The organism is Leyella stercorea, from assembly GCF_021531355.1.
GTDB lineage: Bacteria > Bacteroidota > Bacteroidia > Bacteroidales > Bacteroidaceae > Prevotella.
Genome location: NZ_JADYTS010000016.1, coordinates 15,544 through 33,766, shown reverse-complemented (window position 1 = coordinate 33,766; position 18,223 = coordinate 15,544). Strand labels below are relative to the sequence as shown.

The 18,223-nt window shown below is 50.4% G+C and carries 14 protein-coding genes; all 14 read left to right on the top strand.

Annotated elements, in window-relative coordinates; translation table 11 throughout:
- Complete coding sequence (gene nusA, locus I6E38_RS05580; protein WP_235393060.1) at positions 1-1,260, top strand: transcription termination factor NusA; 1,260 nt, start codon at positions 1-3, stop codon at positions 1,258-1,260.
- 232 nt (positions 1,261-1,492) lie between these two features.
- The gene (gene infB, locus I6E38_RS05575; protein ID WP_235393059.1) at positions 1,493-4,342 is read left to right on the top strand and encodes a translation initiation factor IF-2; all 2,850 of its coding nucleotides are present in this window, start codon (positions 1,493-1,495) and stop codon (positions 4,340-4,342) included.
- A 186-nt stretch (positions 4,343-4,528) separates the two neighbouring features.
- Positions 4,529-5,983 (top strand): Fe-S cluster assembly protein SufB, encoded by a 1,455-nt coding sequence (sufB, locus tag I6E38_RS05570; protein WP_235393058.1) that lies wholly within the window; start codon positions 4,529-4,531, stop codon positions 5,981-5,983.
- 198 nt (positions 5,984-6,181) lie between these two features.
- The gene (sufC, locus tag I6E38_RS05565; RefSeq protein WP_235393057.1) at positions 6,182-6,937 is read left to right on the top strand and encodes a Fe-S cluster assembly ATPase SufC; all 756 of its coding nucleotides are present in this window, start codon (positions 6,182-6,184) and stop codon (positions 6,935-6,937) included.
- 2 nt (positions 6,938-6,939) lie between these two features.
- On the top strand, positions 6,940-8,283 hold the full coding sequence (gene sufD, locus I6E38_RS05560; protein ID WP_235393056.1) for a Fe-S cluster assembly protein SufD: 1,344 nt from the start codon (positions 6,940-6,942) through the stop codon (positions 8,281-8,283).
- Positions 8,284-8,361: 78 nt separating this feature from the next.
- A complete protein-coding gene (locus tag I6E38_RS05555) occupies positions 8,362-9,576 on the top strand; it encodes a cysteine desulfurase (RefSeq protein ID WP_235393055.1) in 1,215 nt (404 codons plus the stop codon).
- Positions 9,577-9,644: 68 nt separating this feature from the next.
- Entirely contained in the window at positions 9,645-10,775 is a 1,131-nt protein-coding gene (locus tag I6E38_RS05550) for a helix-turn-helix domain-containing protein (protein ID WP_235393054.1), read from the top strand.
- A gap of 534 nt (positions 10,776-11,309) precedes the next feature.
- On the top strand, positions 11,310-12,128 hold the full coding sequence (gene folP / locus I6E38_RS05545; protein ID WP_235393053.1) for a dihydropteroate synthase: 819 nt from the start codon (positions 11,310-11,312) through the stop codon (positions 12,126-12,128).
- 183 nt (positions 12,129-12,311) lie between these two features.
- Positions 12,312-13,088: a diadenylate cyclase CdaA gene (cdaA, locus tag I6E38_RS05540; RefSeq protein WP_235393052.1), complete on the top strand. Its 777-nt coding sequence runs from the start codon at positions 12,312-12,314 to the stop codon at positions 13,086-13,088.
- Positions 13,089-13,200: 112 nt separating this feature from the next.
- A complete protein-coding gene (gene pta, locus I6E38_RS05535) occupies positions 13,201-14,208 on the top strand; it encodes a phosphate acetyltransferase (protein ID WP_235393051.1) in 1,008 nt (335 codons plus the stop codon).
- Between the two features lie 110 nt (positions 14,209-14,318).
- A complete protein-coding gene (locus tag I6E38_RS05530; RefSeq protein WP_235393050.1) occupies positions 14,319-14,681 on the top strand; it encodes a four helix bundle protein in 363 nt (120 codons plus the stop codon).
- A 128-nt stretch (positions 14,682-14,809) separates the two neighbouring features.
- The gene (locus tag I6E38_RS05525; protein WP_235393049.1) at positions 14,810-16,006 is read left to right on the top strand and encodes an acetate kinase; all 1,197 of its coding nucleotides are present in this window, start codon (positions 14,810-14,812) and stop codon (positions 16,004-16,006) included.
- Positions 16,007-16,237: 231 nt separating this feature from the next.
- Positions 16,238-16,846: a DUF6621 family protein gene (locus I6E38_RS05520; RefSeq protein ID WP_235393048.1), complete on the top strand. Its 609-nt coding sequence runs from the start codon at positions 16,238-16,240 to the stop codon at positions 16,844-16,846.
- 65 nt (positions 16,847-16,911) lie between these two features.
- The gene (locus I6E38_RS05515; protein WP_235393047.1) at positions 16,912-18,138 is read left to right on the top strand and encodes a saccharopine dehydrogenase family protein; all 1,227 of its coding nucleotides are present in this window, start codon (positions 16,912-16,914) and stop codon (positions 18,136-18,138) included.
- The last annotated feature ends 85 nt before the right edge of the window (positions 18,139-18,223 follow it).

The window sequence follows — 18,223 nt, the reverse complement described above, 5'->3', positions numbered from 1 at the left end:
ATGGCAGCAGCAAAGAAAGACGACATTGTGAGCATGTTCGACTCGTTCAAGGAATTCAAGGAGACCAAGAACATCGACCGCACCACTTTAGTAAGCGTTCTGGAAGAGAGCTTCCGTAACGTTCTGGCAAAGATATTCGGCAGCGACGAGAACTTCGACGTTATCGTCAACCCCGACAAGGGCGACTTCGAGATTTACCGCAACCGTGTGGTTGTAGCTGACGGCGAGGTAGAGGACGAAAACAAGCAGATAGCCTTGACGGAGGCACGCAAGATAGAGCCCGACTACGAGGTGGGTGAGGACGTATCAGAACGTGTTGAATTCGCCAAGTTTGGCCGCCGTGCCATACTCAACCTGCGACAGACCCTCGCATCGAAGATTCTTGAGCTTGAGCACGACTCGCTCTACAACAAGTACAAGGACCGCGTAGGACAGGTGATCGCAGCCGAGGTTTATCAGGTGTGGAAGCGCGAGGTGCTCGTAGTAGACGACGAGAACAACGAGCTCATCCTGCCTAAGGCAGAGCAGATACCTGCCGACCAGTATCGCAAGGGCGAGACAATACGCGCCGTCATTGAGCGTGTAGACAACGAGAACAACAACCCCAAGATTATACTTTCGCGCACAAGCCCAATGTTCCTGCAGCGCCTGCTGGAGGCTGAGGTGCCCGAAATCGCTGAAGGACTCATCGCCATCCGCCGCATAGCACGCATGCCGGGCGAGCGCGCCAAGATTGCCGTTGAGAGCTTCGACGACCGTATCGACCCCGTAGGAGCCTGCGTAGGCGTGAAGGGCAGCCGCGTACACGGCATCGTGCACGAACTGTGCAACGAGAACATCGACGTAATCAACTACACCGCCAATACAAAGCTCTTCATCCAGCGTGCGCTTTCGCCCGCTAAGGTGTCGACCATCAAGATTGACGAGGAGAACCACAAGGCTGAGGTATATCTGAAGCCGGAGGAGGTGAGCCTTGCCATCGGCCGTGGCGGTATGAACATCAAGCTCGCGTCAATGCTGACCGAGTACACCATCGACGTATTCCGCGAGGTGAGCGAGGAGGATGCCGACGAGGATATCTATCTCGACGAATTCTCTGACGAGATCGACCAGTGGGTGATCGACGCCATCAAGGGCATCGGTCTCGACACCGCCAAGGCCGTGCTCAACGCACCGCGCGACATGCTTGTTGAAAAGGCCGACCTCGAAGAGGAGACCGTAGACAACGTGCTGAAAGTGCTCCGCGCTGAGTTCGAGTAAGCTGATATTGCATATAAGGGGGCTTCAGAAACCGCGAGGTTTCTTGGAACTCCCTTAGCGAGTATCTAATAGGAACTCAAGTTTGGCATGTTGCGGACATGCTGTAAGTAATTAATAATAAAACCCTAACAAAGCAAAAGGAAAAGACGTAAATAGAGTAGCGACAAAGCAGAGGTAGGTAGACGTTTTACTTTTTTACTCTTTTACTCTTTTACTTTTAAAACAGATAAATATGAGCATCAGGTTAAACAAAGCATTACGAGAGTTGAATATAGGACTCCAGACGGCAGTGGAGTTCCTTGAGAAAAGAAGCGAACTGGGAGAAGTGAAGGCAGAGCCGAGCTTCAAACTGAGTGACGCTCAGTACAATGCCCTCGCCGGAGCATTCCAGCAGGACAAGGAGGTGCGTTCTCAAGCTGAAAAACTCTTGCAGAAAAAGCCGAAAGAGAAGAAGAAGGACGACACACGTGCCGAACGAATCCTTTCATCGTCTACCCAGCAGCAGTACAAGCCGTTGGGCAAGATTGACCTTGACAGCATCGGAAAGAAGCCTTCCGAGCTGAAGCCAGCTGCACCTGAGGCTCGTAAGGAGCCTCAGGCCAAGACTGCTGCCGTAAGTCAGAAGCCGGCAAACAACAAAAATACACAGGGCAGCGAGGCTACTGCCAGCAAGACTGTGGAAAAGACGGAAACAAAAAAAATACAAAAGCCAGTGGTTCAAGACAAAGAGAACAAACCCAAAGTGAAGCAGGAGCCTACTACGGCTGCCACAAAAACGGATGCGAAACCAGCCGCAACCACCGAACAGAAACCAGCCGCTGAGACCACTAAGACGGACTCAACACTGTTCACCACCAAGAGCGAGAAGAAGATGCTCAACACACCTAAGGTGAACGTACTCGGCAAGATCGACCTCAACGCGCTCAACCAGAGCACACGCCCCAAGAAGAAGTCGAAGGAAGAGAAGCGTAAGGAGCGCGAGGAGAAGTCGCAGCAGCAGCGCGGCGACAAGAAGAAGCGCGAACGCATCAACAAGGTGCGCGTAGACATCAATGCTGCTGCCAACCAGCCTGGCGGACAGGGTGGCAAGAACACCAACGCCGGAGGCAACGGTGGCGGAAGCGGCAAGAACAAGAAGAAGAATCGCGGACGCGGACAGCAGAAGCCTGCTGAGGTGAACGACGAGGACGTAGCACGCCAGGTAAAGGAGACGCTTGCACGACTCACAAGCAAGCAGAGCCAGAACAAGAAGGGTGCCAAGTATCGTAAGGAGAAGCGTGAGGCTGCTCAGGAAAAGATGAATGAGGAGCGTCGCGAGGAGAAGAAGGAGAGCAAGACACTGAAGCTGACCGAGTTTGTGACTGTTTCGGAACTGGCTACGATGATGAACGTATCGGTAAACCAGGTGATCGGAACACTCATGAGCGTAGGTATCATGGTGTCGATCAACCAGCGTCTGGATGCCGAGACCATCAACCTCGTGGCTGAGGAGTTCGGATTCAAGACCGAATATGTCAGCGCTGAGGTGCAGGAGGCAATCACCGAGGTAGAGGACGACGAGAACGACCTCATCCCGCGTGCGCCGATTGTTACCGTGATGGGTCACGTAGACCACGGTAAGACATCATTGCTCGACTATATACGCAAGACCAACGTTATCGCAGGTGAGGCTGGTGGTATCACACAGCACATCGGTGCATACAACGTTCAGCTTGAGGACGGACGCAAGATAACATTCCTTGATACTCCGGGTCATGAGGCGTTTACCGCCATGCGTGCCCGTGGTGCTCAGGTTACCGATATCGCCATCATCATCATCGCTGCCGACGACGCCGTGATGCCTACCACCAAGGAGGCGATAGCACACTGTCAGGCTGCCAACGTACCGATGGTGTTTGCTATCAACAAGATAGACAAGCCGGGCGCTAATGCCGACCGTGTACGTGAGGAACTCTCTGCCATGAACCTCCTCGTTGAGGAGTGGGGCGGTAAGTACCAGTGTCAGGAAATCAGTGCCAAGAAGGGTCAGGGCGTTAACGACCTTCTGGAGAAGGTGCTGCTTGAGGCAGAAATGCTTGACCTCAAGGCCAATCCTAACCGCAAGGCTACAGGCTCTATCATCGAGTCGTCGCTCGACAAGGGTCGTGGCTATGTTTCGACAGTGCTCGTAAGCAACGGTACACTGCGCGTAGGCGACAACATCATCGCCGGAACATCATGGGGCCGTATCAAGGCTATGTTCAACGAGCGTAACCAGCGCATCGAGTCGGCAGGACCGGCTGAGCCGGCTATCATCCTCGGTCTCAACGGTGCTCCTACTGCAGGTGACTCATTCCACACTCTTGAGACCGAACAGGAGGCACGCGACATTGCCAACAAGCGTCTGCAGCTGCAGCGTGAGCAGGGTCTGCGTACTCAGAAGCGTCTTACACTGTCGGACATCTCTCACCGTATCGCACTCGGATCGTTCAAGGAGCTCAACATCATCGTCAAGGGCGACACCGACGGTTCTATCGAGGCTTTGTCGGATTCGTTCATCAAGATGTCTACCGAGAAAATCAAGGTGGACGTTATATACAAGGCTGTGGGACAGATTTCGGAGAGCGACGTTACGCTTGCCGATGCTTCCGATGCCATCATCGTAGGCTTCCAGGTGCGTCCTTCGGCAGCAGCACGCAAGCTTGCTGAGCAGGAGGGTGTAGAAATCAATACCTACTCAGTCATCTACGACGCTATCGACGACGTCAAGTCAGCCATGATCGGTATGCTCGACAAGGTGAAGAAGGAAGTTATCACCGGTCAGGTTGAGGTACGCGAGGTTTACAAGATTTCTAAGGTCGGAACCGTTGCCGGATGTTACGTCACTGAGGGTAAGGTACACCGTGCCGACAAGGCCCGCGTCGTACGCGACGGTATCGTGGTTCACACCGCCGAGATTGCAGCCCTCAAGCGCTACAAGGACGACGTTAAGGAGGTTGCCACCAACTTCGAGTGTGGTATCTCGCTCGTCAACTTCAACGACATCCAGCAGGGTGACGTGCTCGAGACCTTCACCGAGATTGAGGTTAAGCAGACTCTGTAATAATACTTACATAAGCAAAATTGCCGTGTTGGGAATTAGTTCCTTGCACGGCAATTTTTTGTTATAATAAAATAATGTATATTTTTCGTTAAATCACTACGGATTTAGTAATTTTGCATTTTAAAACAGAACGTCGGAATGCACGGCTCAAATGAGCGCCCGGCATCCGGCTAACTTACTGCAAAAATGGAAAATAAAGATACAAAAAATGCCTTTGTGCGCCAGGTGGCAGAGCAGAAATACGAATACGGCTTCACCACCGACGTGCATACCGACATCATAGAGAAGGGACTCAACGAGGACGTCGTGCGCCTGATTTCCCAAAAGAAGGGAGAGCCGGAATGGATGCTCGAGTTCCGATTGAAGGCGTTCCGCCACTGGCAGACACTCGAACAGCCCACATGGGGACATGTTCATCTGCCCGAAATCGACTATCAGGCAATATCCTATTATGCCGACCCGCTCGCAAAGAAGCCCAAGGACGAGAAGAAGGAGATTGACCCGGAGCTGATGAAGACATTCGACAAGCTTGGCATTCCTCTTGAGGAACGTCTCGCACTGAGCGGCGTTGCTGTAGATGCCATCATGGACTCAGTGTCGGTGAAGACAACATTCTCACAGCATCTTGCCGAAAAGGGCATCATATTCTGCTCTATCGGCGACGCCATAAAGAATCATCCCGACCTCGTGAAGCAGTATCTCGGTTCGGTAGTGCCGTATCGTGACAACTTCTATGCAGCGCTCAACAGCGCCGTATTCAGCGACGGTTCGTTCGTATATATCCCTAAGGGCGTGCGCTGTCCGATGGAGCTGAGCTCTTACTTCCGCATCAACGCCCGCAATACGGGTCAGTTTGAGCGTACTCTCATCATTGCTGATGACGATGCATACGTTTCGTATCTTGAAGGATGTACCGCTCCGATGCGCGACGAGAACCAGCTGCACGCCGCTATCGTGGAGATTATCGTCAACGACAACGCCGAGGTGAAGTACTCAACTGTGCAGAACTGGTATCCGGGTGACGAGCATGGCAAGGGCGGTGTGCTCAACCTTGTTACAAAGCGTGGCGACCTGCGCGGTGTCAACTCAAAACTGTCGTGGACTCAGGTGGAGACAGGTTCTGCCATAACATGGAAGTATCCGTCGTGCATTCTGCGTGGCGACGGTTCGCAGGCAGAGTTCTACTCAGTGGCAGTGACCAATAACTATCAGGAGGCAGACACTGGAACGAAGATGATTCATATGGGCAAGAACACCAAGTCGACAATCATCTCGAAGGGTATATCTGCTGGGCACAGCCAGAACTCATACCGTGGACTGGTACGTGCCACAAGCAATGCCGACAACGCCCGCAACTATTCGTCGTGCGACTCGTTGCTGCTCGGTTCCGACTGCGGAGCACACACCTTCCCATATATGGATATTCACAACGATACTGCTGTAGTAGAGCATGAGGCTACAACCTCAAAAATCTCAGAAGACCAGCTATTCTACTGCAATCAGCGTGGCATACCGACTGAGCAGGCAGTAGGACTCATCGTAAACGGATACGCCAAGGAAGTGCTCAACAAGCTTCCGATGGAGTTTGCCGTTGAGGCTCAGAAGCTGCTGAGCGTATCGCTTGAGGGAACAGTTGGATAAAAGGAGTTTTGAATTTTGAGTTTTGAGTTTTGAATTATCGGCAGAGCCGATTTTGAATTGAACATTTTTGAATTTTGAATTCAAAATTGATAAAATTCAAAATTGATAAACTCAAAATTGCGGCTTGCCGCAACAATTCAAAACTCAAAACTCAAAATTCAAAACTCAAAATTCAAAACTCAAAATTCAAAATTCAATATGTTAGAAGTTAAGAACCTCCACGCCACAATTGCTGGCAAGGAAATACTACGAGGCATCAACCTCACAATAAAAGACGGCGAAATCCACGCCATCATGGGACCTAACGGTTCCGGTAAGTCTACTCTTAGTGCTGTGCTCACCGGCAACCCTCTCTATGAGGTCACTGAGGGCGAGGCTTGGTTTAACGGCAAGAACATCCTTGAGATGAAGCCTGAAGACCGCGCACACGAGGGACTCTTCCTCTCGTTCCAGTATCCGGTGGAGATACCGGGCGTGTCGATGACCAACTTCCTCAAGGCTGCTGTCAACGAGAAACGCAAGTATCAGGGTCTGCCCGAACTGAAGGCAGGCGACTTCCTTAAGCTCATGAACGAGAAGCGCAAGATTGTAGAACTTGACTCTAAGTTCACACGCCGCTCTGTAAACGAGGGCTTCTCGGGCGGAGAGAAGAAGCGCAACGAGATATTCCAGATGGCAATGCTCGAACCGAAGCTTGCCATACTCGACGAAACAGACTCAGGACTTGATGTCGACGCAATGCGCATTGTTGCCGACGGTGTAAACAAGATGCACAATCCCGAGACATCAGCCATCGTAATCACTCACTACGAGCGTCTGCTCGATATGATCAAGCCCGACGTTGTGCACGTGCTCTACAAGGGACGCATCGTGAAGACTGCCGGACCAGAACTTGCCAAGGAGATTGAGCAGAGAGGATACGACTGGATTAAAGCAGAGATAGGAGAGGAGTAATAATGAACAGCGAACAACAATACATCGACCTATATCGCGACACACGCGAACAAATCTGCGCACACAGCGCCGACGCACTGAACGCCGTGCGTGACGCTGCTTTTGCTGATTTTGAGCGCTTGGGTTTCCCGTCGCGAAAGGTTGAGAGATATAAATACACAACCAACGACAAGCTCTTCGAACCAAACTACGGATTGAACATCAACCGTATTGAAGTGCCTGTCGACCCGTATAAGGCATTCCGTTGTGACGTGCCCAATCTAAGCACATCGCTCTACTTCATCGTAAACGACCAGTTCCGCCAGGCTTTGCAGCCTAAGGAGAATCTTCCGGAGGGCATCGTAGTGGCGTCGCTTGCCGATTATGCCAAGCAGAACCCTGAGTTTGTTGCCAAATACTACGCCCGTCTGGCAAAGACCGACGAGGACGGCATCACCGCTCTCAACACAATGCTGGCACAGGACGGACTGTTGGTGTACGTGAAGAAGAATGTCGTAGTAGACAAGACGGTGCAGGTGATAAACATTCTGCGCTCTGCTGTAGACCTGATGGTAAACCGTCGTGTGCTCATCGTCATGGAGGAAGGCGCCAATGCCAAGTTTCTTTTCTGCGACCATGCCGCCGACGACAGCCAGTTCCTTACAACGCAGATCATAGAGGCTTATGTCGGAGCCAACGCTTCGCTTGAGCTGTACTGCATGGAGGAGACCCACTACAAGAACACACGCGTGTCGAACGTATATGTTGAGCAGCAGCGCGACTCACGTTTCCACCACAACGTAATCACCCTGCATAACGGCGTGACCCGCAACCGTCTCGACGTGATGCTGAAGGGTGAGGGTGCTGAGTGCTGGTGCAACGGCTGCGTGATAGCCGACAAGACACAGCACGTCGACAACAACACGCTCATCGACCATCAGGTGAGCCACTGCACGAGTCACGAACTCTACAAGTATGTGCTCGACGACAAGTCGACTGGAGCGTTCGCAGGTCGTGTTCTCGTGCGTCATGGAGCACAGAAGACTGTCAGTGAAGAAGTAAACCAGAACCTTTGCACCACAAAGACAGCCAGAATGTACACCCAGCCGATGCTTGAGATATACGCCGACGACGTGAAATGCTCGCATGGCTCTACCGTAGGACAGCTCAATGATGCCGCATTGTTCTATATGCGACAGCGTGGCATCAGCGAGAAGGAGGCCAAACTGCTCCTTGAGTTCGCTTTTGTCAATGAAGTGATAGACCAGATACAGCTTGAACCACTGCGCGACCGCCTGCACTATCTTGTAGAGAAGCGATTCCGTGGCGAACTGAGCAAGTGTGAAGGCTGCAAAATGTGCAAGTAAATTGAAAATTAAGAATTGAGAGTTATAATTGTATTACATTTCATAACTCTCAACTCTCAATTCTTAACTAATATACAAATGTACGATATCAATAAAGTTCGCGAGGACTTCCCAATACTGTCTCGCACCGTCTACGACCGCCCACTCGTATATCTCGACAATGCGGCTACGACACAGAAGCCATTGTGTGTGCTTGATGCCATGCGCGATGAATATCTCAACGCTAATGCCAACGTACATCGTGGAGTGCATTATCTGTCGCAGCGTGCCACCGACCTGCACGAGGCTGCCCGTGAAACCGTACGCAAGTTTATCAATGCTCCCAAGACTGAGGAGATTATCTTCACACGCGGCACAACGGAGAGCATCAATCTTGTCGTTTCTTCGTTCTGCGAGGAGTTTATGCACGAGGGCGACGAGGTGATAGTGTCGGTCATGGAGCATCACTCCAACATTGTGCCTTGGCAGTTGCAAGCCGCCAAGCGTGGCATTGCGCTCAAGGTGATACCGATGGACGACAGCGGAAAGCTCGATATGGAGACTTACGAGCAGCTGTTCAGCGACAAGACCAAGATTGTCAGCATAGCCCACGTAAGCAATACGCTCGGAACAGTCAATCCCGTGAATGACATCATCCGCATAGCCCACGACCATGGCGTGCCCGTATTGGTAGACGGAGCGCAGTCGACTCCTCATTTTGCAGTAGACGTGCAGGCTATGGACTGTGACTTCTTCGCCTTCTCGGGTCATAAGATTTACGGTCCGACGGGCATCGGAGTGCTGTATGGCAAGGAAGAGTGGCTCGACCGTATGCCGCCCTATCAGGGTGGAGGTGAGATGATAGAGAGTGTGAGCTTCGAGAAGACGGTGTTCGAGAAACTTCCGTTCAAGTTTGAGGCAGGCACTCCCGACTATGTAGCCACTCACGGACTCGCAACAGCCATCGATTATGTGTCGGCTCTCGGCATGGACAACATCGCCCGACATGAGCACGAACTCACCGAATACTGTATGAAGCAGTTGGCTGAGATACCCGATATGCGCCTTTTCGGCACCACCGAGGGTAAGGATGCGGTAGTGTCGTTCCTCGTTGGCGACATACATCATCTCGACATGGGAACATTGCTCGACCGTCTTGGCATAGCCGTGCGCACCGGTCATCACTGCGCCCAGCCCGTAATGGACCGTCTTGGTGTGCAAGGCGTAGTGCGTGCATCGTTCGCACTGTATAATACAAAGGAAGAAATCGACGCTCTTGTCGCTGGCGTGAGAAGAGTTAGTCAGATGTTCTGATACGCTTATTTACCTGAATTTTCACCAGGCTATGGTTTTGAAGCCATAGCCTGCACAAACTGCTAACTATGGAACTCGAACATATTCTTTATTTGATGTACGGAATGTGCATCATGTTTCACTTGATGATGGCTTGGATATTCAGCCGTCGTGGTCTGCCGTTGTCCAAACGACTGATAGGTGCTCTTATGCTGTTGATAGCGTTTCAGTATATCAAGGACTTGCCATGGGTGAGTTTTTTTTATACCGACGATTGTTTTCGTGATCGTTTGTCAACGTGTTTAGACATGGTCACCGTACCGGTTTACGCCATGGTGTTGTTCGAGTTCTGTCGTCCAGGTTCTGTTACGTTGCGTCGTGGCTTACTGGCTGAGTTGCCGTTTCTGATATTCTCCTTATTATATATAGTCTTCGTCAACTCATTCTTTTTCTATGCTCTTATAGCCATGTCTATTGCCTATGGCACATGGTGTGCCGTGTGGACCTTGCACGAATTGCCCATATACCACCGAAGACTGAAAGAGGAATACTCGTACGATGAAGAAATCAATCTGCATTGGCTTCGTGGAGTGATGATATTTTTCTATATTATACTTGCCGCCTGGGTATACCAGGCTTTGTTCAAAGGCTATTTCTCCGACTTGGTTTATATGACAGTCTCGCTTGTGTCGTGGTCGGTAGTGTGCTATTTCATCAACAGACAGGACGTTGTGTTCCGCGAAGTGGTGGGTAGCAGTGGCAGTGGGGCGATGGATAGTAGTGATATTGAGGCGCAGACAACAGACAGTTCAGAACAACAACCATGTCCGCAACCTGCAGTTCCAGCTCCCGTCAGTGTGGAGTCCTCGCCACAGACATCAGATGTAGACGAGCAGATGGTTGCTGATATATATAAAGCCTTCGAAGAAGACAAGATTTATCTTAATCCGAAACTACGTCTGTCAGACCTTGCTGCACGTATCGGCACCAACCGAACCTATATGAGCCAGTATTTCAATCATACGTGCGAACAGTCGTTCTACGAGTATGTGAACAACTATCGTGTGCGTCATTCAATGGGGCTTCTGAGCGACACCGACTATACTCTTGAGATAATAGCAGAGATGTCCGGCTTCAATTCGCTGTCAACATTCCGACGCGCTTTCATCCAGAAGAATGGATGTAGTCCGCAACAATATCGAAGCGAAATGGCTTTGTGAGAGTCGCATAACGTGCGTTTCGCAAAGTTTTGACAAATGGACTCCAACTTCTTTTGTTTTTTTGCGTCTCACTTTTTACTTTATGGTACATCATTTTTACTGAATGACACGCGTTTAAAGAAACAATTTTCTACCTTTGCTATCGCTGCTTAGAGATAGAACACACAAGGTAAAATGAGCAGGAAAGTGACGACACAGAAACTTCAATATATAATGGCTCATGTGCTGCGTGTAGACTGAAGGTTGTACACAAAGCAGATTGATGAGCTGAAACAATGAATTAAAAAATCAGTAATGTAGAATCGAACATTATTTTTGGGCTGCAAGAGTAGCAGCTATTCTTTTTTAGAAACAGAAAACAAGTAAAAGCAGTTTGTAATTGTTTGATAATGACAATTTGAATCGGGCCGTCTGACAGTGATGCCAGGCGGCTTTTGCTTTTTATATGCAATTACACTTAATTCACTTGAATAATTTGGCTGTTTCGATTTTTATTGCGTAATTTGCGCCTAATAACGAAAACAATAATCTACAATGCAATATACTATTAATGTAAGAGGCCGACTCGTTGACCTCTCACAACCCATGGTAATGGGCATACTCAATGCAACACCCGACTCTTTCTATAGCGGTTCGCGCAAGCAGACAGAGGCTGAGATAGCCGAGCGAGCCAACCAAATCATTGCCGAAGGTGGCAGAATCATTGATGTCGGTGCCTTCTCGACACGTCCCGGTGCTGAAGTGGTGAGTGTTGAGGAGGAGACAGCGCGCTTGAAGCGCGCCCTCCAGATAGTGCACCGTGAGCAGCCCGATGCCATAGTCAGCGTCGATACCTATCGTCCGCTTGTGGCACGTAGATGTGTAGAGGAGTTCGGTGCCGACATAATCAACGATGTGTCGGAGGGCGGACTGACTGGCATTGTAGGTCAGGCGATACACGAAGAGGGCGACATGTTTGAGACGGTGGCGCGTCTTGGCGTACCTTATATATTAATGTCGGTGCAGCCCACGCTTGAGAAGATGATGCTCGGTTTTGCCGAAGAGGTGCAGCGACTGCATAGCCTGGGTGCCAAGGACATCATACTCGATCCCGGCTACGGCTTCGGCAAGACGCTTGAGCAGAACTACGAGATTATGAAGCATTCGGAGCGGTTGCTGGAATTTGGTCTGCCCGTGCTCGTGGGCATCTCGCGCAAGAGCATGATATACAAGCTTCTGGGCGGCGACCCTACTACATCGCTCAACGGCACCACCGTACTCAACACCATAGCTTTGCAGAAGAGAACCTCAATACTTCGTGTGCATGATGTGAAGGAGGCGGTAGAAGCAACTCGGTTGCTTCAACAATTTTGAATTTTGAATTTTGAGTTTTGAATTGTCGGCTTATAGCCGATTGTGAATTGTTCAATGTTGAGTTCTCAGCCAACATATACTATATGAACTCATCATTTAAAATTCAAAATTCAAAACTCAAAATTGCGGTAACATACCGCAATAATTCAAAATTCAAAATTCAAAACTCAAAATTTAGAATATATGTTCGCATTCGGAATAAAAGACATCATCGACATATTGCTTGTCGCCTTGATGCTCTACTACATCTACCGTCTGATGAAGGAGAGCCGCTCGCTCAATGTCTTCATCGGTATTATCGTGTTTGTAATGGTGTGGCTCTTCGTGAGCCAGGTGCTTGAGATGCGACTCTTGGGTGCCATTATGGACAAGCTGGTAAGTGTGGGAGTAATCGGATTGATAGTGCTCTTTCAGGAAGAGATACGCCGATTCCTTTACTCGCTTGGCGCCCATCAGCGCTTCAAGCAGTTCACGCAGCTGTTCATGGTAGGCGGCAAGGACAAGAAGAAACTCATTGACAAGGAGACCATCATGCCCATCGTGCTGGCGTGTATGGATATGTCGCGTGGCAAGGTGGGTGCCCTCATGGTGATAGAGCGAGGCGTACGGCTTGACGACATCGTGGACACGGGCGACCTTATCGACGCGCGTATCAACCAGCGGCTCATCGAGAACATCTTCTTCAAGAACTCGCCGCTGCACGACGGAGCCATGATTATCACCGGCAAGCGCATACGTGCCGCCGGCTGCATTCTGCCTGTTGCCCACAACCATGACATTCCCAAGGAATTAGGACTGCGCCATCGTGCCGCACTCGGCATTTCGCAGGATAGCGACTGTATAGCCATTGTGGTGTCCGAAGAGACCGGAGGCATCAGTGTGGCAATAAAAGGCGAGTTCCAACTGCGTCTTTCGGCTGAGAAACTGGAGAATATACTCTCTAAAGAGATGAACTTCTAAAATAAATGAGTTACGCGGTGCGTAGCTCATTTATTTTTACTAATTTTGCAAAGTCAACGTGACAAAACAGCTAAACACGAATTATTAAAAACTAAAGTTATTCCACATAATTATGAACTTACTTGAACACATCGTTGCGCGCGCCAAGAGCGACAAACAGCGCATCGTGCTCCCCGAGGCTACCGAGGAGCGTACACTTAGAGCAGCCGACCGCGTATTGGCCGACGACATTGCCAATCTTATCCTCATCGGCAACCCTGAGGAACTCAAGACTCTCGCCGAGAAGTGGGATCTCCACAACATCGACAAGGCAACAATTGTCGACCCAGAGAACAATCCCAAGGCCGAGGAGTATGCCACACTGCTTGCCGAACTGCGCAAGAAGAAGGGCATGACCATCGAGCAGGCTCGCGAACTCGTGAAGAACCCGCTCTATCTCGGTTGCATGATCATCAAGACAGAGGGTGCTGACGGTCAGATTTCGGGTGCGTTGAGCACAACTGGCGACACACTGCGTCCTGCTTTGCAGATTATCAAGTGCGCTCCGGGCGTGACATGTGTCAGCGGTGCAATGCTTATGCTCACACACGAGCATCAGTATGGCGACGACGGCATCATCGTTATGGGTGACGTTGCCGTAACACCGGTTCCTACAGCCGACCAGCTTGCTCAGATTGCTGTATGTACAGCACAGACTGCACGCTCAGTTGCCGGCATCCAGGATCCGCGCGTTGCTATGCTCAGCTTCTCAACTAAGGGTTCTGCAAGCCACGAGGTTGTAGACAAGGTAGTTGAGGCTACACGTCTGGCTCACGAAATGGCTCCCGAGCTCAAGCTCGACGGCGAGCTTCAGGCTGATGCCGCTCTCGTTCCTGCAGTAGGCGAGAAGAAGGCTCCTGGTTCACCTATTGCCGGTCATGCCAACGTACTCGTTGTTCCAAACCTCGAAGTAGGCAACATCTCTTACAAGCTCGTACAGCGTCTCGGCGATGCCATTGCCATCGGTCCGATCCTTCAGGGTATCGCACGTCCGGTCAACGACCTCTCTCGTGGTTGCTCAGTAGAGGACATCTACTACATGGTAGCTATCACAGCTTGCCAGGCAATGGACGCAAAGTAATAACGCAGATGCGTTATTACAATTTTGAGTTTTGAGTTTTGAATTTTGAATTATCGGCAAGCCGATTTTGAATTTCCCAATTTTGAATTGGCAGGAAGCGCCTTACGCCTATGAGTGACTTTGGTAAACTCTTGGAAGAGAAGTGTATGAACTTCTCCATTCGTATAGTCGGATTGTGCAAATTTCTGAACGAAGAAAAGCACGAATACCGAATTGCCGACCAGATGTTCCGAAGCGGAACAAGCATTGGCGCAAATGTAGCTGAGGCACAGTGTGCCATAAGCAAGAGCGATTTCATTGCAAAACTCTACATCTCTTTAAAAGAGGCTAACGAAACTCTTTATTGGCTGCGCCTTCTGCAAAGAACGCAGTTTATTAACAACAGGCAGTTTGAGTCTGTAAATAATGATTGTGAAGAACTAAAGCGTATGCTTGTATCCATCACAAAAAAGATGACAGACAAAGGTGATTGACCAAATCAAAAATAAATAAATCAAAATTGCGGCATTGTCGCAACAATTCAAAACTCAAAACTCAAAACTCAAAATCGGCTGTAAGCCGACAATTCAAAACTCAAAACTCAAAATTCAAAATTCTAAACATGAAAATCTTAGTATTGAACTGCGGAAGTTCATCAATCAAATACAAGTTGTACAACATGGACGACAACTCTGTCCTCGCAGCAGGCGGTGTTGAGCGTATCGGTCTTGACGAAGCATTCATCAAGGTGACTCTGCCTAATGGCGAGAAGAAGAAGATCATGCACGACATGCCCGACCACAAGGAAGGTGTCAACTTCGTATTCCAGTGTCTGCTCGACTCGGAAATCGGCGCAATCAAGAGCCTTGACGAGATAGATGCAGTAGGTCACCGTATCGTGCAGGGTGGCGACCTCTTCGAGAAGAGCGTCATTGTTGACAAGAGCGTAGAGGATGGCATCGAGAGTCTGTGCGACCTCGCTCCCGTTCACAACGCCGGACACCTCAAAGGCTTGCGTGCTGTAGACAAGCTCATGCCTAACACACCGCAGGTTTGCGTGTTCGACAACGCCTTCCACAGCACAATGCCCGACTACGCTTACCTCTATGCAATTCCTTACGAGTTGTACGAGAAGTATCACGTACGTCGTTACGGCTTCCACGGAACCAGCCATCGCTACGTTTCACAGCGCGTTTGCGAGTTCCTCGGACGCGACATCAACACTCAGCGCATTATCACCTGCCACATCGGCAACGGTGCTTCTGTATCAGCCGTTAAGTTCGGCAAGTGCGTAGACACATCAATGGGTCTCACTCCGTTGGCAGGTGTTATGATGGGTAGCCGTTCGGGCGACATCGATCCTTCAGCCGTTACATTCCTCATGGAGAAGCTCGGCAAGAAGCCTCAGGAAATGGCTGACTTCCTCAACAAGGAGAGTGGCGTGCTCGGTATTACCGGCATCTCAAGCGACATGCGCGAGATTGAGTCGGCAGCCGAAGAGGGCAACGAGCGTGCTCAGCTCGCTCTGAAGATGTACAACTACCGCATCAAGAAGTACATCGGCGCTTATGCAGCTGCAATGGGTGGCGTTGATATCATCGTTTGGACAGCAGGCGTAGGCGAAAACCAGGTTGGCACACGTCTCGAATCATGCTCAGGACTCGAGTTCCTCGGCGTTAAGATGGACGCAGAGGCCAACAAGGTGCGTGGCGAAGAGGCCATCATCTCTGCTCCTGACTCAAAGGTTACCGTTTGCGTTATCCCGACTGACGAGGAGCTGATGATTGCCAAGGACACAATGAACCTTCTCCAGAAGTAATCAAATCTTACGATAATGCCCTGGATAGGGCAGCGCAATGGGTGCGCCAGGACGAGACTGCGGTTTCGTCTTGGCGCACCTTTTTTGTTGATGCAAATCTTTTGTGCTCAAAACCAATAATCTCGCAATTCAAAACTGATATTCTCGCAATTTTTTTTTAACTTTGTAGAGCGCATGCACCGTGTCTGAACACGCCCTGCAGGCGCAACGTAATTCTGCAAAAATCAATACATGGACATACAGGAATTCAACAATACAAAGTGGAGCCGTAACGTGATACTCGTCGACGGCGACTACGTCGACTCGGTGGCTTTCAATCTTATAGTCAACTTCGAACGTATGCTCGGCAGACGCATACCAAAGGCCGACACCGCACGATGGATTGACTGCGTGGCTCTCGACGGCGGAATGCGCGAGCAACGCGACGCCGACGGCGAGACACAGGTGATATTCATACACTCCAAGGACAAGCCGGCGCTCGACAACTTTACTCCCGGTTCTTACGAGGACGACCTCAATGCACGTGCCTTCAAGGACACGTTGGGCGAGTTCATCATCAGTTCGTATCCCGTAGAGGAGGTGGTGAAGCACGACGACTTCTTCCTCGACATACTCAAGACGGTAGTCAACCACAAGGACGTACACCGTGTCATGGCAATACCCAACGCCGAACATCCCGCACTGTGGGACGCTCTGCGCCACGCCCTGCGCGATGTCGACGACGAGGACAAGCGCGTCACGCTCTTCGCCATGCAACCGCTCGAAGGCGGCAATTTCCGTCAGGAGATACTGGGCTACTCGCTCATGAACGCTTTGGGAATAAAGGGCAGTGAGCTGTAATGCTCATCCTTCCGGATGTCAGAAGCAATTTACTTGATTAAAACAAACTAAAATAACAGGAAACAATGGGAAAAGTACTTATGATCGGCGCCGGTGGCGTCGCTACAGTTGCAGCGTTCAAGATTGCACAGAACGCTGACGTTTTCACCGATTTCATGATCGCAAGCCGCACAAAGGCCAAGTGCGACCGCATCGTTGAGGCTATCGGCAACCCTAACATCAAGACCGCTCAGGTGGATGCCGACGATGTAGAGCAGCTCAAGGCGCTCTTCAACGACTACAAGCCAGAGCTCGTCATCAACCTCGCATTGCCCTATCAGGACCTCACCATCATGGAGGCATGTCTGGCTTGCGGATGCTCTTATCTCGACACCGCCAACTACGAGCCTAAGGACGAGGCTCACTTCGAGTACTCTTGGCAGTGGGCTTACAAGAAACGCTTTGAAGATGCCGGACTGACAGCTATCCTCGGATGTGGCTTCGACCCCGGTGTTACAAGCATCTTCACCGCTTATGCCGCCAAGCATCACTTCGACGAGATTCAGTATCTCGACATCGTCGACTGCAACGCAGGCAACCACCACAAGGCTTTTGCTACCAACTTCAACCCCGAAATCAATATCCGCGAGATCACTCAGAAGGGTCTCTACTGGGAAGACGGAAAGTGGGTGGAGACCAAGCCGCTCGAAATCCACAAGCCGCTCACATATCCTGAGGTAGGACCTAAGGAGAGCTACCTGCTCCACCATGAGGAGATTGAATCGCTCGTGAAGAACTATCCTACCATCAAGCGCGCACGTTTCTGGATGACATTCGGCCAGCAGTACCTCACATACCTTGACTGCATACAGAACCTCGGAATGTCGCGCATCGACGAGATTACCTATGAGGCTCCGCTCGCCGACAATCCTAACGAGAAGGTTAAGGTGAAGATAGTTCCTCTGCAGATCCTCAAGGCTGTGCTGCCTAACCCTCAGGACCTCGGCGAGAACTACGACGGACAGACCTCTATCGGTTGCCGCATCCGCGGATTGAAGAACGGCAAGGAGCAGACCTACTACGTTTACAACAACTGTTCGCACGAGGCTGCCTACAAGGAGACCGGTATGCAGGGCGTAAGCTACACCACTGGTGTCCCGGCAATGATCGGTGCCATGATGTTCTTCAAGGGTCTGTGGCGCAAGCCGGGCGTTTGGAACGTCGAGGAGTTCGATCCCGATCCGTTCATGGAGCAGCTCAACAAGCAGGGTCTGCCTTGGCATGAGATCTTCGGAGGAGACCTGGAGTTGTAAAAATTTTGAGTTTTGAATTTTGAGTTTTGAATTATCGCTACGCGATTTTGAATTGTTCAATTTTGAATTACTTTAAAATTACGGT

Coding starts and splice junctions, on each gene's coding strand:
- nusA (WP_235393060.1), top strand. CDS start 1: ATGGCAGCAGCAAAGAAAGACGACATTGTGAGCATGTTCGACTCGTTC.
- infB (WP_235393059.1), top strand. CDS start 1,493: ATGAGCATCAGGTTAAACAAAGCATTACGAGAGTTGAATATAGGACTC.
- sufB (WP_235393058.1), top strand. CDS start 4,529: ATGGAAAATAAAGATACAAAAAATGCCTTTGTGCGCCAGGTGGCAGAG.
- sufC (WP_235393057.1), top strand. CDS start 6,182: ATGTTAGAAGTTAAGAACCTCCACGCCACAATTGCTGGCAAGGAAATA.
- sufD (WP_235393056.1), top strand. CDS start 6,940: ATGAACAGCGAACAACAATACATCGACCTATATCGCGACACACGCGAA.
- I6E38_RS05555 (WP_235393055.1), top strand. CDS start 8,362: ATGTACGATATCAATAAAGTTCGCGAGGACTTCCCAATACTGTCTCGC.
- I6E38_RS05550 (WP_235393054.1), top strand. CDS start 9,645: ATGGAACTCGAACATATTCTTTATTTGATGTACGGAATGTGCATCATG.
- folP (WP_235393053.1), top strand. CDS start 11,310: ATGCAATATACTATTAATGTAAGAGGCCGACTCGTTGACCTCTCACAA.
- cdaA (WP_235393052.1), top strand. CDS start 12,312: ATGTTCGCATTCGGAATAAAAGACATCATCGACATATTGCTTGTCGCC.
- pta (WP_235393051.1), top strand. CDS start 13,201: ATGAACTTACTTGAACACATCGTTGCGCGCGCCAAGAGCGACAAACAG.
- I6E38_RS05530 (WP_235393050.1), top strand. CDS start 14,319: ATGAGTGACTTTGGTAAACTCTTGGAAGAGAAGTGTATGAACTTCTCC.
- I6E38_RS05525 (WP_235393049.1), top strand. CDS start 14,810: ATGAAAATCTTAGTATTGAACTGCGGAAGTTCATCAATCAAATACAAG.
- I6E38_RS05520 (WP_235393048.1), top strand. CDS start 16,238: ATGGACATACAGGAATTCAACAATACAAAGTGGAGCCGTAACGTGATA.
- I6E38_RS05515 (WP_235393047.1), top strand. CDS start 16,912: ATGGGAAAAGTACTTATGATCGGCGCCGGTGGCGTCGCTACAGTTGCA.